The organism is Pseudomonas sp. F8002 (genome assembly GCF_013385495.1).
Taxonomy (GTDB): domain Bacteria; phylum Pseudomonadota; class Gammaproteobacteria; order Pseudomonadales; family Pseudomonadaceae; genus Aquipseudomonas.
Map to the genome: position 1 here is coordinate 31,545 of NZ_JACAPW010000042.1, position 13,303 is coordinate 44,847.

The 13,303-nt window shown below is 60.7% G+C and carries 14 protein-coding genes; 9 read left to right on the forward strand and 5 right to left on the reverse strand.

The genetic code is table 11. From position 1 onward, the window contains the following. Window positions 1-38 precede the first annotated feature (38 nt). Window positions 39-509 (reverse strand): MaoC family dehydratase, encoded by a 471-nt coding sequence (locus tag HX811_RS28085; protein WP_003213034.1) that lies wholly within the window; start codon window positions 507-509, stop codon window positions 39-41. Window positions 510-567: 58 nt separating this feature from the next. Continuing rightward, window positions 568-1,512 carry an alpha/beta hydrolase gene (locus HX811_RS28090; protein ID WP_003213037.1) on the reverse strand — a complete coding sequence of 315 codons (945 nt, stop codon included), beginning with the start codon at window positions 1,510-1,512 and terminating at the stop codon, window positions 568-570. A 209-nt stretch (window positions 1,513-1,721) separates the two neighbouring features. Between HX811_RS28090 and fadD2 the strand changes: the two genes are divergently transcribed. Continuing rightward, on the forward strand, window positions 1,722-3,410 hold the full coding sequence (fadD2, locus tag HX811_RS28095) for a long-chain-fatty-acid--CoA ligase FadD2 (protein ID WP_003213039.1): 1,689 nt from the start codon (window positions 1,722-1,724) through the stop codon (window positions 3,408-3,410). A gap of 394 nt (window positions 3,411-3,804) precedes the next feature. Beyond that, window positions 3,805-5,496, forward strand: a complete 1,692-nt coding sequence (gene fadD1 / locus HX811_RS28100; RefSeq protein WP_003213041.1) for a long-chain-fatty-acid--CoA ligase FadD1 — start codon at window positions 3,805-3,807, stop codon at window positions 5,494-5,496. A 183-nt stretch (window positions 5,497-5,679) separates the two neighbouring features. On the opposite strand, the gene HX811_RS28105 is transcribed toward fadD1, so the two are convergent. Next, entirely contained in the window at window positions 5,680-6,057 is a 378-nt protein-coding gene (locus HX811_RS28105) for a hypothetical protein (RefSeq protein WP_003213043.1), read from the reverse strand. 199 nt (window positions 6,058-6,256) lie between these two features. Between HX811_RS28105 and HX811_RS28110 the strand changes: the two genes are divergently transcribed. From HX811_RS28110 to def, 3 genes are all read left to right on the forward strand, one after another. Then, window positions 6,257-6,442: a CsbD family protein gene (locus HX811_RS28110; protein ID WP_003213044.1), complete on the forward strand. Its 186-nt coding sequence runs from the start codon at window positions 6,257-6,259 to the stop codon at window positions 6,440-6,442. Between the two features lie 181 nt (window positions 6,443-6,623). After that, window positions 6,624-7,568, forward strand: a complete 945-nt coding sequence (locus tag HX811_RS28115) for a YihY/virulence factor BrkB family protein (RefSeq protein ID WP_177042825.1) — start codon at window positions 6,624-6,626, stop codon at window positions 7,566-7,568. A 3-nt stretch (window positions 7,569-7,571) separates the two neighbouring features. Continuing rightward, on the forward strand, window positions 7,572-8,111 hold the full coding sequence (def, locus tag HX811_RS28120) for a peptide deformylase (protein ID WP_003213049.1): 540 nt from the start codon (window positions 7,572-7,574) through the stop codon (window positions 8,109-8,111). Window positions 8,112-8,247: 136 nt separating this feature from the next. Here the strand turns inward: def and HX811_RS28125 are convergent, their stop codons facing one another. Then, window positions 8,248-9,066, reverse strand: coding sequence for a class I SAM-dependent methyltransferase (locus tag HX811_RS28125; RefSeq protein ID WP_003213051.1), 819 nt, complete (start codon window positions 9,064-9,066; stop codon window positions 8,248-8,250). A gap of 60 nt (window positions 9,067-9,126) precedes the next feature. Further along, on the reverse strand, window positions 9,127-9,564 hold the full coding sequence (locus HX811_RS28130; protein ID WP_177048391.1) for a GNAT family N-acetyltransferase: 438 nt from the start codon (window positions 9,562-9,564) through the stop codon (window positions 9,127-9,129). 334 nt (window positions 9,565-9,898) lie between these two features. Here HX811_RS28130 and HX811_RS28135 point away from each other — a divergent pair, with 334 nt between their 5' ends. The 4 genes from HX811_RS28135 to HX811_RS28150 all read left to right on the forward strand — a co-directional run bounded on the left by HX811_RS28135 (window position 9,899) and on the right by HX811_RS28150 (window position 13,289). Continuing rightward, on the forward strand, window positions 9,899-10,840 hold the full coding sequence (locus tag HX811_RS28135; RefSeq protein ID WP_177048349.1) for a fatty acid desaturase: 942 nt from the start codon (window positions 9,899-9,901) through the stop codon (window positions 10,838-10,840). Between the two features lie 9 nt (window positions 10,841-10,849). Then, on the forward strand, window positions 10,850-11,629 hold the full coding sequence (locus HX811_RS28140; protein WP_177048351.1) for a phosphate/phosphite/phosphonate ABC transporter substrate-binding protein: 780 nt from the start codon (window positions 10,850-10,852) through the stop codon (window positions 11,627-11,629). A 218-nt stretch (window positions 11,630-11,847) separates the two neighbouring features. Beyond that, entirely contained in the window at window positions 11,848-12,357 is a 510-nt protein-coding gene (locus tag HX811_RS28145) for a sigma-70 family RNA polymerase sigma factor (protein ID WP_003213062.1), read from the forward strand. Beyond that, window positions 12,354-13,289 (forward strand): FecR domain-containing protein, encoded by a 936-nt coding sequence (locus tag HX811_RS28150; protein WP_177048353.1) that lies wholly within the window; start codon window positions 12,354-12,356, stop codon window positions 13,287-13,289. Before HX811_RS28145 ends, HX811_RS28150 begins: the two co-directional genes overlap by 4 nt. Window positions 13,290-13,303: the final 14 nt, after the last annotated feature.

Genomic DNA, 13,303 nt, shown 5'->3' on the forward strand with positions numbered 1-13,303 from the left:
AAGCCCCGCAGATGCGGGGCTTTTTCATGGGCGTTCGTTCAACCGATGCTGATGGCCGGCAGTTCGGTCAGGGTCACGGTCTGCTGCTTGCGTGGCGCGAGGATCTCGGCTTCGCCGTCTACCACCAGCTCGTCGCGCTGGTTGAATACGCGGGTGGCGATGCGCACGCGGAATTTCGGCAGCTTCTCGAGGATTTCCAGACGCACGGTCAGGGTGTCGCCGATTTTGACCGGCTTCTGGAAGGTCATTTGCTGGCCGATATAGATCGTGCCGGGCCCAGGCAACTCGCACGCAACCGCCGCGCTGATCAGGGCGCCGCTGAACATGCCGTGGGCAATGCGCTCCTTGAACATGGTCGCCTTGGCGAATTCGGCGTCCAGATGCACCGGGTTGTGGTCGCCGGACATTGCCGCGAACAACTGGATATCGCGCTCTTCGACGGTCTTGCTGTAGCTGGCGGTCTGGCCGACTTCGAGGGCTTCGTAAGGCGTGTTGGTAACCTGGGTCATCAGTTGGTGCATCCTGTGGCTAATCAGAAATCTTAATATATTGATTTTAAACGAAAAATCATTCGCAGCGAGTAGGGCGGCGCAGCACTGCTGCCTGGGCCAGCCACGTCAGCACGTCGGCTGTGACCGCATCACGGTTGGTTTCGTTGAATAATTCGTGGCGCGCCTGTGGGTAAATGCTCAGCTCCAGGTGCTGGCAGCCGGCTTCGCGCAACGCGTTGGCCAGACTTTTGAGACGCTTGCCTTCACTGACCGGATCACATTCACCGCCCATTATCAGGATCGGCAGCCCCGGGTCTATCTGAGCGAGATTGGACGCTTTGCTGATTTGCTGCAAGCCGCCCAGCAGGTCGATCCACAGCTGGTTGGTGCAACGGAAGCCGCAAAGCGGGTCGCTGACGTACTTGTCGACCTCGGCCGGGTCACGGCTGAGCCAGTCGAAAGCGGTGCGATTGGGTTTGAACGCCTTGTTGAACGATCCAAATGACAGGAAATCAATCAGCGCACTGCGCCCGCGCAACCCCTGGCGCAGGCGTTCGACATGGGCAATCACCTTGGCCGCGCCGTACAGCGCCACCGGCTGGAAATTCGAGCCGCTGAGAATCGCCCCGTTAAGGCTCGCGCTGTGGTGCAGCAGGTACGCCTGGGCAATGTAGCTGCCCATGCTGTGGCCCAGCAGGATGATCGGCACCCCCGGCGCTTGCTGGCCGATATGCTGGTTGAGGCTCGCCAGGTCGCCCACCACCTTGTTCCAGCCGTCTTTCTCGGCGAACAGCCCCAGGGTGCCCTCGTCGGCGGTACGCCCGTGGCCGCGCTGGTCGGGGGCGTACAGGCCGTAGCCGGCATCACACAGCGCCTGGGCCAGGCGGGCATAGCGGCCACTGTGCTCGGCCATGCCGTGGGCCAGCATGATCAGCGCCTTGGGCGGCCCGTCCGGCAGCCACTGGTTGACGTACACCCGACTGCGGTCATTCGCGGTCAGCCAGAAAGTGGTGTGGTTCATGGCGCTTCCTTTGCTCAGGGTCGTTGCAGTGTATAGCTCATTCACCGCAGGCCGCTGGATCAGCGCTGGCCTTGGCGGGGAGATTCACACAATCAATGACGCATCTTGTTGTATTTGCCTGATTGACCATAGCTGCTAACGTCCCCAAAGCTCCGCTTTCATCGCAACATCAAAAGCGGCCGGACCACTCAGGTAAGAGGACAAGAATAATGCAACCTGATTTCTGGAATGACAAACGCGCAGCCGGGGTTCCCAACGAGATCGACCTCACAGCCTATAAATCGGTGATCGAAGTCTTCGAGCGTTCCTGCAAGACCTTTGCCGATCGTCCGGCGTTCAGCAACATGGGGATCACCCTGACCTACGCCGAGCTGGATCGGCGCAGCGCCGCGTTCGCCGGTTACCTGCAGTGGCACACCGACCTCAAGCCGGGTGACCGCATTGCCGTGCAGATGCCCAACGTCCTGCATTATCCGATTGCCGTGTTCGGCGCCCTGCGCGCCGGGCTGATCGTGGTCAACACCAACCCGTTGTACACCCCGCGGGAAATGCGTCACCAATTCAAGGATGCCGGCATTCGTGCGCTGGTGTACCTGAACCTGTTTGGCTCGCGGGTTGAAGAAGTCAGCAAGGACACCGAGATCGAATACCTGATCGAAGCGAAGATGGGCGACTTCATGCCCGCCGCCAAAGGCTGGCTGATCAACACCGTGGTCGACAAGGTCAAGAAGATGGTCCCGGCCTATAACCTGCCGCAAGCCATCTCCTTCAAGCGCGCCCTGCGCATGGGCGCCGGCCAGGCACTCAACCGCCACCCGGTGACCCTCGACGACATCGCGGTGCTGCAATACACCGGCGGCACCACCGGCCTGGCCAAGGGCGCAATGCTTACCCACGGCAACCTGGTGGCCAACATGCAGCAAGTGCGGGCGTGCATGTCGCAACTGGGGGACGACGGCCATCCGCTGATCAAGGAAGGCCAGGAGGTGATGGTGGCGCCGCTGCCGCTGTACCACATCTATGCCTTCACCGCGAATTGCATGTGCATGATGGTATCGGGCAACCACAACGTACTGATCACCAATCCCCGGGACATTGGCGGCTTTATCAAGGAGCTGAAAAAGTGGCGCTTCACCGGGCTGCTGGGGCTCAACACCCTGTTCGTGGCCTTGATGGACCACCCGGACTTCAAGAGCCTGGATTTCTCCCACCTCAAGCTCACCAACTCCGGCGGCACCGCACTGGTCAAGGCCACGGCCGAGCGCTGGCAGCAACTGACCGGCTGCGCGATTGGTGAAGGCTACGGCTTGACCGAAACCTCACCGGTGGCCAGCACCAACCCCTATGGCGGCAAATCGAAGCTGGGCACCGTGGGCATTCCGGTGCCGGGCACGGCGATGAAGATCATCGACGACAACGGCGCGGAGCTGCCGCTGGGCGAGCGGGGCGAGCTGTGCATCAAGGGCCCGCAAGTGATGAAGGGCTACTGGCAGCAACCGGTGGCCACTGCCGAGACCCTGGACGCCGAAGGCTGGCTCAAGACCGGCGATATCGCGGTGATCGACCCGGACGGCTTTGTGCGCATCGTTGATCGCAAGAAGGATCTGATCATCGTCTCGGGGTTCAACGTGTACCCCAACGAGATCGAAGACGTGGTGATGGCGCATCCGGCAGTGGCCAGCTGCGCGGTGATCGGCGTACCGGACGAGCGTACCGGCGAGGCGGTGAAGCTGTTTGTGGTGGCCCGTGCCCAAGGCGTGAGCCTTGAAGAGCTGAAGACCTACTGCAAGGCCAACTTCACCGGCTACAAGGTGCCCAAGCATATTGTGCTGCGTGAGTCGTTGCCGATGACGCCGGTGGGCAAGATCCTGCGGCGCGAATTGCGCGACATAGCCTGATTTGAAATAAGGTCAAAAAATGTGGGAGCGGGCTTGCTCGCGAAAGCGGTGTACCAGTCGACATATCCTGTGACTGACACTGCGCTTTCGCGAGCAAGCCCGCTCCCACATTTGGTTTTTATTCATTCAGTTTAAATGCGTAGAAGCCCATTCCAGAGCCCTTTCCAGGCTTATAGAATCTTTGCTCTAAAAATGACCATTAGATATTCTTGAGTCATGTTTATGACCGTAGGGGCCTCTTTTGGCTCTAGGCGGCCCTTGGCAAAGCTGCTACTCTCGGCGCGCTTTGTGACCTCTTGGCCTGCTTTTAACCGCCAGACTCACCCAAAAACAAACAAATAATAATCGCATCAAATGCGATGAATGAATTCGCGTCGCTGAGGAGTGGGCTTCCATGATCGAAGACTTTTGGAAGGATAAGTACCCCGCCGGGATTGCTGCAGAAATCAATCCAGACGAGTATCCGAATATTCAGGCGGTACTGAAGCAGTCCTGCCAACGCTTCGCCAACAAACCGGCTTTCAGCAACCTGGGCAAGACAATCACCTACGGTGAACTGTACGAACTGTCCGGCGCCTTCGCCGCTTACCTGCAACAGCATACCGACTTGCAGCCCGGTGATCGAATCGCCGTGCAACTGCCCAACGTCCTGCAATACCCGGTCGCCGTGTTCGGCGCCATCCGTGCTGGCCTGATCGTGGTCAACACCAACCCGCTATACACCGCGCGGGAAATGGAACACCAATTCAACGACTCCGGTGCCAAGGCCCTGGTCTGCCTGGCCAACATGGCGCACCTGGCTGAAAAAGTCGTGCCCAAGACTTCCGTCCGGCACGTGATCGTCACCGAAGTCGCCGACCTGTTGCCGCCGCTCAAGCGCCTGCTGATCAACAGCGTCATCAAGTACGTGAAGAAGATGGTCCCGGCCTATCACTTGCCCAAGGCGATCAAGTTCAACGACGTCCTGGCCAAGGGCCACGGCCAGCCGGTGAACGAAGTCAGCCCCGCCAGCGACGAAGTCGCCGTGCTGCAATACACCGGCGGCACCACGGGCGTGGCCAAGGGCGCGATGCTGACCCACCGCAACCTCGTCGCCAACATGCTGCAGTGCAAGGCGCTGATGGGCTCCAACCTGAATGAAGGTTGCGAGATCCTGATTACCCCGCTGCCGCTGTACCACATCTATGCCTTCACCTTTCATTGCATGGCGATGATGCTGATCGGCAACCACAACATCCTGATCAGCAACCCGCGCGACCTGTCGGCGATGGTCAAGGAACTGTCGAAGTGGAAGTTCAGCGGCTTTGTCGGCCTGAACACGCTGTTCGTTGCGCTGTGCAACAACGATGCCTTCCGCAAGCTGGATTTCTCGGCGCTGAAAGTCACCCTGTCCGGCGGCATGGCCCTGCAACTGGCGGCGGCCGAGCGCTGGAAAGCGGTCACCGGCTGCTCCATCTGCGAAGGTTACGGCATGACCGAAACCAGCCCGGTGGCCACCGTGAACCCGATCCAGAACATCCAGATCGGCACCATCGGCATTCCGGTGCCGTCGACCCTGTGCAAGGTCATCACCGATGACGGCGTCGAACTGGCGCTGGGTGAAGTGGGCGAGTTGTGCGTCAAGGGCCCGCAAGTGATGAAGGGCTACTGGCAGCGCGAAGACGCCACCGCCGAGATCCTCGACAGCGAAGGCTGGCTGAAGACCGGTGACATCGCGATCATCCAGCCGGATGGCTACATGCGCATTGTCGACCGCAAGAAGGACATGATTCTGGTCTCCGGTTTCAACGTCTACCCCAACGAGCTGGAAGACGTGCTGGCGACCCTGCCGGGCGTGCTGCAATGCGCGGCCATTGGTGTGCCGGACGAGAAATCCGGGGAACACATCAAGATTTTCATCGTGGTCAAGCCGGGTGCCAGCCTGACCAAAGACCAGGTGATGGAGCACATGCGCGCCAACGTCACCGGCTACAAGGTGCCCAAGGCCGTGGAATTCCGCGATGCGCTGCCGACCACCAACGTGGGCAAGATCCTGCGCCGCGAACTGCGGGATGAAGAACTGAAAAAGCTGGGCTTGAAGAAGTAAATCGGCCCCAACAAAAAGCCCCGCAGATGCGGGGCTTTTTATTGAACGCTGATCCGGCCACTTGGAATGCAATCCAAATGTGGGAGCTGGCTTGCCTGCGATAGCGGTGGGCCAGTCAAAGCAGTGTTAGCTGACCCACCGCCATCGCAGGCAAGCCCGCTCCCACAGGTTTAGACCGTATTCCTACAGTGCGAACTGCGCGAAGCTCACACCGGCACCGGCCGGGCGTACGTCCTTGAGGAACGAGTCCTTGTCGGCACTCAGCTCCAGGGTAATCTCCGGCTTGCGCTTGCCGGCATTGCGCACCACCAGGCCTTCCAGCTTCTCGCGCAAAAACACCGTTGGCACCTTCAGGTGCAGCAACTGGTCGCTCTCGGCGTTGTGCATCAACAAGTGGATCCACTCGTACTGGCCCACGGCAATCCGGCCCACCGGCAGGTCGAACCACCAGATGTTGCGTTTGCGGTCCAGGTCGGTGAAGTGGCAGTTGTTGACACCGAGTACGGCACCGCCCAGTTCCTGGTTTCTGCGGGCAATGGCCTGTGCTTTATTGAGTTTCATAACCTTCCTACGGGATCTGTTACCCAGCGCTTGCGCCTGGATGTGCCCGGCATTCTCGTGGGTTGGCCGCAAAACATAAAGCCAAACCTGTACGGCGCGATGAAATGCCGCTGAAAAAATAATTGAAACTCTCTGGAAAGGCCAAGGGTCAACGACTACGTAGTGACCAAAATCCTTGATTGTTCCCAGGAGAAATACCATGAGCAGCACATCGGATAAGGCAAAAGGTTTGGCGAACGAGGCCGTAGGCAACATCAAGCAAGGTGTTGGCAAAGTCACCGGCAACGACAAGTTGCGGGCTGAAGGCGTGGTTCAGGAAAAGAAAGGTGAAGTGCAAAAAGCAGTCGGCGACACCAAGGACGCAGTAAAGAAAGCGGTCAAATAGTCCCGACCTGGCTGCCTGCACTCCAGCAGCCCGACGGCCATCCACGGATGGCCGTTTTTGTGTCACCTGCAGTGATTAAAGTTTGGAAATTGTTTCAAGGTCGCCAAATGGGCTACCTTGATGTAGAAAACGGCCCCTGAGTCGCCCACGAACTCAACTTTTTGCGGCGAAAGGAGACGCTATGATTTTTCCGGTATTACAAGGCTTGCCCCTGCACAAAGTGCTGGTGCGCACCGTCAAAGAGTTCGTCGATGACGAAATGCCTACGTACGCCTCGGCACTGGCCTACCAGATGCTGTTCTCGCTGTTTCCCTTCCTGCTGTTCCTGATCGCCCTGATCGGTTTCCTGCACCTGCCGGACTTTTTCACCTGGCTGCGCATGCAATCGGAACTGGTGTTGCCGCCCCAGGCCCTGGAGCAGGTCAACCCGGTGATCGACCAGTTGCAGCAATCCAAGGGTGGCCTGCTGTCGGTGGGTATCGTGATTGCGCTGTACACCGCCTCGGCGGGTGTGCGCCTGATGATGAGCGCGATGAACGCCGCCTACGACGTAGTGGAAGGCCGGCCGATCTGGAAGCGTTTCCCGCTGTCGGTGTTCTACACCATCGGCATCGCCGGCATGCTGTTGGCCGCTGCCGCCCTGATGGTGCTCGGGCCCCAGGTGATGGAATGGCTGGCGGGGCAGATCGGCATGCAGGAATTCGTGGTCACCCTGTGGACCATCCTGCGTTGGCCGCTGATTGTGATCCTGCTGATGTTCGCCGTGGCGTTGATGTACTACGTGATGCCTGACGTGAAGCAAAAGTTTCGCTTCATCACACCGGGTTCGGTGCTGGCGGTGGTGGTGTGGATCATCGCTTCCCTGGGTTTTGGCTACTACGTCAAAACCTTTGCCGACTACAACGCCATGTATGGCAGTATCGGCGCGATCATTGTGTTGCTGTTGTACTTCTACATCTCGGCTGCCGTGCTGTTGCTGGGGGCGGAGATGAACGCGGTGATCGAACACATGTCGGCCGAAGGCAAGGATCCTGGTGAAAAGGACTTTGGCGAGCACGACGACAAACAACATGTCTCAGGCCTTGGCCGGGACCACTCACTCAAGCCCACTACCGATGAAGTCTGATCGATGATCCGTGAAATCCTGAAAATGGGCGATGAGCGCCTGCTGCGCATTGCCCCGCCGGTTCCGCCGGAAATGTTCGACAGCCCCGAGCTGTGGCAGTTGATTGATGACATGTTCCAGACCATGGAACACGTCGGTGGCGTCGGCCTGGCCGCGCCGCAGATTGGAGTGGACCTGCAACTGGTGATCTTCGGTTTCGAGAGCAGCGAACGCTACCCGGACGCGCCCGCCGTGCCCCAGACCATCCTCATCAACCCGCTGATCACGCCCCTTAGCCCGGTGCTGGAAGAAGGTTATGAAGGGTGCCTGTCGGTGCCGGGTTTGCGCGGGGCCGTGGACCGTTACCAGCAGATTCGCTACGAAGGGTTTGACCCCAAGGGCGAGCCGATTGTGCGGATTGCCGAAGGCTTTCACGCACGGGTGGTACAGCACGAGTGCGATCACCTGATCGGCCGGCTGTACCCATCGCGGATTACCGATTTCAGCAAGTTCGGGTTTATCGAAGTGATGTTCCCGGATATGGATCCCACCGCAGACGAATAACCCTCAGGCAAAACACACATCAAACTGTGGGAGCGGGCTTGCTCGCGAAAGCGGAGTGCCAGTCACCGAAGATATAGACTGATCCACCGCATTCGCGAGCAAGCCCGCTCCCACATTTGTTCTGCGTGCATTCAGATTATTTTGCGGGCTTCACAAACCGCAACGTCATCCGATCCGACTCACCAATCGCCACATACTTCGCCTTGTCCTTTTCCCCCAACGTCAACGCCGGCGGCAAGGTCCAGACCCCATCCGGGTAGTCCTTGGTATCTTTCGGGTTGGCATTCACCTCGCTCTGCCCCTCAAGCTTGAACCCCGCATCCGTCGCCAGTTTCACCACGTACGCGGTGGTCAGGTAACCGCTGTGCTTGATGTCTTCCAGCGACGCCCCGTCCTTGGCCCGGTGATCCACCACCCCCAGCACGCCGCCCGGTTTCAACACCTTGAAGAACGCCTCGAACATCGCCGGCGCCGTATCCGCCATCACCCAGTTATGCACGTTGCGAAAGGTCAGCACGGTGTCGGCCGAGCCAGGCTTGCCCAGCACCGGAGCCTTGGGGTCGAACTCGGCGAAGCCGGCCTTGGAATAATGCACCGGGTCTGCGGCGAATTTCTTTTTCAGGTTTTCTTCTGATGTACGCGCGTAGGCACTGCTGTTCGGCGCCTGCACGGCGGCGATATAGTGGCCGTTATCCTTGAGCAGCGGCGCCAGCAGCTCGCTGTACCAGCCGCCACCGGGGGTGATTTCGATCAGGGTCTGGTCGGCCCGCAGGCCAAAGAATTCCAGGGTCTGCTGCGGGTGGCGATAAACATCGCGCGCGCTGTTGGCCGGCACGCGCCAACTGCCGGCGAGCACGGTTGCATACTGCTCGGCGGAAACCGGCGCTTCGGCTGCCTGGCTCAAGGCCGGGGCGAGGAGGGCTGCAAGGGATAAGGCTGCAAGGGTCGCTTTCATGATCATCCTGTAATGGGCCGCTGGTGCCGCCGAGGCTAGCATGGGGTCCACAGCGGCTGATCACACTTTATTGAAGGTCGACCTCACCAACGGTTCTAAGCCCATGGCGATCATCGGCTTGTTGCGTTTGTAGCGCACCAGGCGCTCCGACAAGGACTGCGGCAGCAACGTGTCCTGGGTAAAACCCTGGCGTTGATAAAAGCCTTCCAGGTCCGGATGGCACAGCAGCCACACCGTGCCTTCAACGCTTGCGACCGAGGCGCGAATCAATTGCGCCGCCAGCCCCTGGCCACGCAGCGCCGGGTCGACAAACAGCCCGGTCAGCCACTGCCCGCCCACCACCGGCGTCAGGCACAGGCCCGCGACAATCTCGTTGCCCTTGGCCACCCACAACTGGCCACCCTTGAGGGCCTTCATTGGTGAGTTATGGCTGCGGTAGAACTTGTTCAGCAGCGGCCACAACGGCTCTGCCAGTCGGTCGATGTGCAACTCGGGCATGGTTTTCAAACACGCGAATCCAGGGGGTGCAGATTATAAGTCGGGCAAAGCGCCTTCTGTTGGGCAATCGGTGTTATACCCAGTGTTACATCCCCTGTAAGTGGAGCACGCATCATGGCCAAAGGTCTGAATTCCAAGAAAGCTGACAAGAAGAAACCGGCAAAGACCGCCGATGAAAAACGCGCCGAGAAAAAGGCCAAGAAAACCGACAGCAACCTGTTCGGTCATTAAGTTCTAAGCTAAGCACCAAACGATCTGCAAGATTTTTCCGCCCCATTGCACAGAGCAGGATGAAGCCGACTTTTTCGTCGGCCACGCCTGCCCTGAGCTGCCGATGTCCAACTACCTTGATGAAACCCAGCGCCGGGAAATCGAAGCCCTGGCCCAGACCTTTACCGCCCGCACCGAGTGGCCGACCTGGCTGCTGTTGATCGGCGTCTATGCCGGCTGGTTTGCGGTGATCCTCGCCAGCCACTGGCTTGGCCTGTGGCTGAGTACCGCACTGTTGATCCCGCTCGTGGCGCTATGGATGTCCCTGCAACACGAACTGCTGCACGGCCATCCCACCCGCTTCACTGCTTTGAACAAACTCCTCGGCTACGCACCGTTTGCCGTCTGGTACCCCTACACCCTGTACCGCAACTGCCACCTGGTGCACCACAACGACGAAGACCTGACGGTGCCCGGTGTCGACCCGGAAAGCCGCTACCTGAATCAGCGGCAGTGGGACGACAGTTCGCTGTTCGAGCGCACCTTGCATTGGCTGACCAAGACCGTCCTGGGACGCTTCCTGCTGGGTTCGCCGCTGGCGCTGTGGAAGCTGGCGCGCAACGAGGTCAGACGCCTGCGCGAAGGCCAGCGCCAGGCGTGGCTGATGTGGCTGAGCCATGGCACCGTGACCGTGCTGATGCTGACCTTCATCGCCCACTACAGCGTGCTGCCGGTGTGGCACTACGTGGCGCTGGTCAGCGTGCCGGCCTTGTCGGTGGCGGCGATCCGTTCCTACTATGAGCATCGCCCGCACCCACAACCGGAACAGCGCACGGTGCTTAACGAAGCCGCCTGGCCGTGGACCTGGCTGTTCCTCAACAACAACCTGCACCTGGTGCATCACGACTTGCCGAAGCTGCCGTGGTATTTGCTGCCCACCGTGTACCGCGCGCGGCGTGAACAATGGGTGGCGCGCAGCGGCGGGTTCCTGGTGCAGGGTTACGGCCAGTTGATCGGCCGTCACGGGCTCAAGGCCATCGACAGCCCACGGCACCCCTTTGCTTGAGAGACGACCATGAGTGACCGCTACGCCGAACTGCTGATGTACGTGGCGCCGCAGCAGGTGCAACAGGCCAATGAGCGCTGGCTTTCGCGCATCCTTGAGCGCCTGGGCGCGACCCGCCGCAAGGCTGATCATCTCGACCTGCGCAGCCTGTGGCGTGCCCCGCAATTGCTGCTGACGCAAACCTGCGGCTACCCGCTGATGACCGAGCTGCGCGGGCAAGTCCAGGTGATTGGCCGCCCGCGCTACGAACTGCCCCACAGCAGCGGCGGCCAGCATTGCAGCCTGCTGCTGACCCGCGACGACAATCCCCGCGTTGCCTTGGCCGACTTCCAAGACAGCCGCGGCGTGATCAACGGCCATGACTCCAACAGCGGCATGAACCTGCTGCGCGAACGCCTGGCGCCGCTGCAGCAGGGCGGTCGGTTCTTTGCCGAAGTCGGCATCAGCGGCGCCCATCGCGAAAGCCTGCGCTGGCTGCGGGAAGATCGCGCCGACCTTGCCGCCATCGACAGCGTGACCTTCGACTACCTCGCCCGTTTTGCGCCAGAGGAAGTGGCCGGGCTGAGGATCGTCACCCGCAGTGCGCCCAGCCCGACGCTGCCTTACATCAGCGCGCCGGGCTCAAGTGAACACCTGCGGGAGGCCATGAACCTGGCCTTGCAGGATCTGCCCGAAGTGGTGCAAACCCTCGGCGTACACGAAGTGCTGCCCGCCAGCGAAGCGGATTACCAGGTGCTGCTGGATTACCGGCAGCAGGCGGAAGCCTTGGGTTATCCACGCCTCCAATGATCGTTCCCACGCTCCGCGTGGGAACGCATCCTGTGACGCTCTGCGTCACCATTTCAAAGCAGACGCGGAGCGTCCAAGGCGGCATTCCCACGCAGAGCGTGGGAACGATCGGTTATATAAAAATACCTTTTAAATATTATTAAAGAATAAGCAGCCTTGCTAGGATCGCTCCACCGGAACACCGGACATAACGCGCAACCTACTCAGATGGAGCCACTATGTCCGGCGCCGACACTTCTCACAGCGATTACGTGGGCGGATTGTTCCGCAGTCATTACGACTGGCTGTGCGGCCGTTTGCACCGCCATCTCGATTCCCGTGCCCACGCCGAAGACATCGCCGCCGACACCTTCGTCCAACTGTTGAGTTCCCCGGGCGTGGCGCCGATCCGCCAGCCACGCGCCTTGCTCACCACCATTGCCCAACGCCTGATGTACCAGCTGTGGCGTCGCCGTGACCTGGAGCGCGCCTACCTCGACGCCCTCGACCAGGACGAAACCTCGCCCGCGCCATCCCCTGAGGATTTGGCGCAGATGCTCGAAGCCCTGCAGGCCATCGACCAGTTGCTCGACGGCTTGCCGGCCAAGGTCAAGGCGACCTTTCTGCTGTCGCAACTCAATGGCCTGACCTACCCGGAAATCGCGGCCGAGCTGGGCATTTCCCAACGCTCGGTCAGCGACTACATGACCCGTGCCGTCAACCGCTGCCTGCGGCTGTGCCTGGAATGAGCGACGACCTGATCGACAGCGCCACTCGCTGGGTGGTGTTGCTGCGCTCCGGCGAGGCGAGTGCCGCCGACTGGCAGCGTTACCATCAGTGGCGCGCCGCAGACCCGCGTCACGAAGCCTTGTGCCAACAACTGGAAACCCGCCTCGGTGTGTTTCAAATTCCGCAGGCCCAAGGCGTCAGCGGCAAGGTATTGCAGCAGGCACTGGACGCGCCATCCAGCCGCCGCACCGTATTGCGCGGCGCCCTGGTGGGCGCTGGCCTGGTGCTGGGCGCCGGTTGGCTGGCCCGGCCGGTGGTGGAGGATTTGACCGCCGATATCCGCACCGGCACCGGCGAACGGCGCACTGTAGAGCTGGCCGATGGCAGCGAGTTACTGCTCAACGCCCGCAGTGCCGCCGATATTCAATTCGACCCACAACGCCGCGTGGTGCGCCTGCGCGACGGTGAGTTGCTGGCGAAGATCGCCAAGGACAGCCACCGGCCGTTTTTCATCCAGACCGACCAGGCCCGAGTGCGCGCCGATGGCAATCGCCTGCTGTTGCGTGAGCGCGAAGGGCAGGGCCACGTGGTGGCGCTCAACGGCGCCCTGGAGATCGACGGCCAGAACGGTGAACGCCTGCAACTGGAGGCCGGGCACGAGGTGACTTATGACCGCTTCGGCTTCGGACCGGTGCTCGCCAGTTCCTCGGGCGCGACCGCCTGGATCGATGGCTTCCTGCAAGTGCGCGACCGCCCGCTGGTGGAGGTGATCGACGCACTGCGCCCGTATCACAACGGTGTGCTGCGCCTCGATCCGGCGGTGGCAGGGTTGCGGGTCAGCGGCCTGTACCGCCTCGACAATCCCGACCAGATCCTCGACACCCTGGCGCGCACCCTGCCGATCCACATCACCCGCCGGACCGGGTTGTGGGTGACCGTCAGTGCCACATGAAAACGGTTCACCTC

Bases quoted from the DNA above. Each gene is read 5' to 3' on its own strand.
- HX811_RS28135 (WP_177048349.1), top strand. From the start codon at position 9,899: ATGTCCAACTACCTTGATGAAACCCAGCGCCGGGAAATCGAAGCCCTG.
- HX811_RS28140 (WP_177048351.1), top strand. From the start codon at position 10,850: ATGAGTGACCGCTACGCCGAACTGCTGATGTACGTGGCGCCGCAGCAG.
- HX811_RS28125 (WP_003213051.1), bottom strand. From the start codon at position 9,066: ATGAAAGCGACCCTTGCAGCCTTATCCCTTGCAGCCCTCCTCGCCCCG.
- HX811_RS28090 (WP_003213037.1), bottom strand. From the start codon at position 1,512: ATGAACCACACCACTTTCTGGCTGACCGCGAATGACCGCAGTCGGGTG.
- HX811_RS28150 (WP_177048353.1), top strand. From the start codon at position 12,354: ATGAGCGACGACCTGATCGACAGCGCCACTCGCTGGGTGGTGTTGCTG.
- fadD2 (WP_003213039.1), top strand. From the start codon at position 1,722: ATGCAACCTGATTTCTGGAATGACAAACGCGCAGCCGGGGTTCCCAAC.
- HX811_RS28145 (WP_003213062.1), top strand. From the start codon at position 11,848: ATGTCCGGCGCCGACACTTCTCACAGCGATTACGTGGGCGGATTGTTC.
- HX811_RS28110 (WP_003213044.1), top strand. From the start codon at position 6,257: ATGAGCAGCACATCGGATAAGGCAAAAGGTTTGGCGAACGAGGCCGTA.
- HX811_RS28085 (WP_003213034.1), bottom strand. From the start codon at position 509: ATGACCCAGGTTACCAACACGCCTTACGAAGCCCTCGAAGTCGGCCAG.
- HX811_RS28130 (WP_177048391.1), bottom strand. From the start codon at position 9,564: ATGCCCGAGTTGCACATCGACCGACTGGCAGAGCCGTTGTGGCCGCTG.
- fadD1 (WP_003213041.1), top strand. From the start codon at position 3,805: ATGATCGAAGACTTTTGGAAGGATAAGTACCCCGCCGGGATTGCTGCA.
- HX811_RS28115 (WP_177042825.1), top strand. From the start codon at position 6,624: ATGATTTTTCCGGTATTACAAGGCTTGCCCCTGCACAAAGTGCTGGTG.
- HX811_RS28105 (WP_003213043.1), bottom strand. From the start codon at position 6,057: ATGAAACTCAATAAAGCACAGGCCATTGCCCGCAGAAACCAGGAACTG.
- def (WP_003213049.1), top strand. From the start codon at position 7,572: ATGATCCGTGAAATCCTGAAAATGGGCGATGAGCGCCTGCTGCGCATT.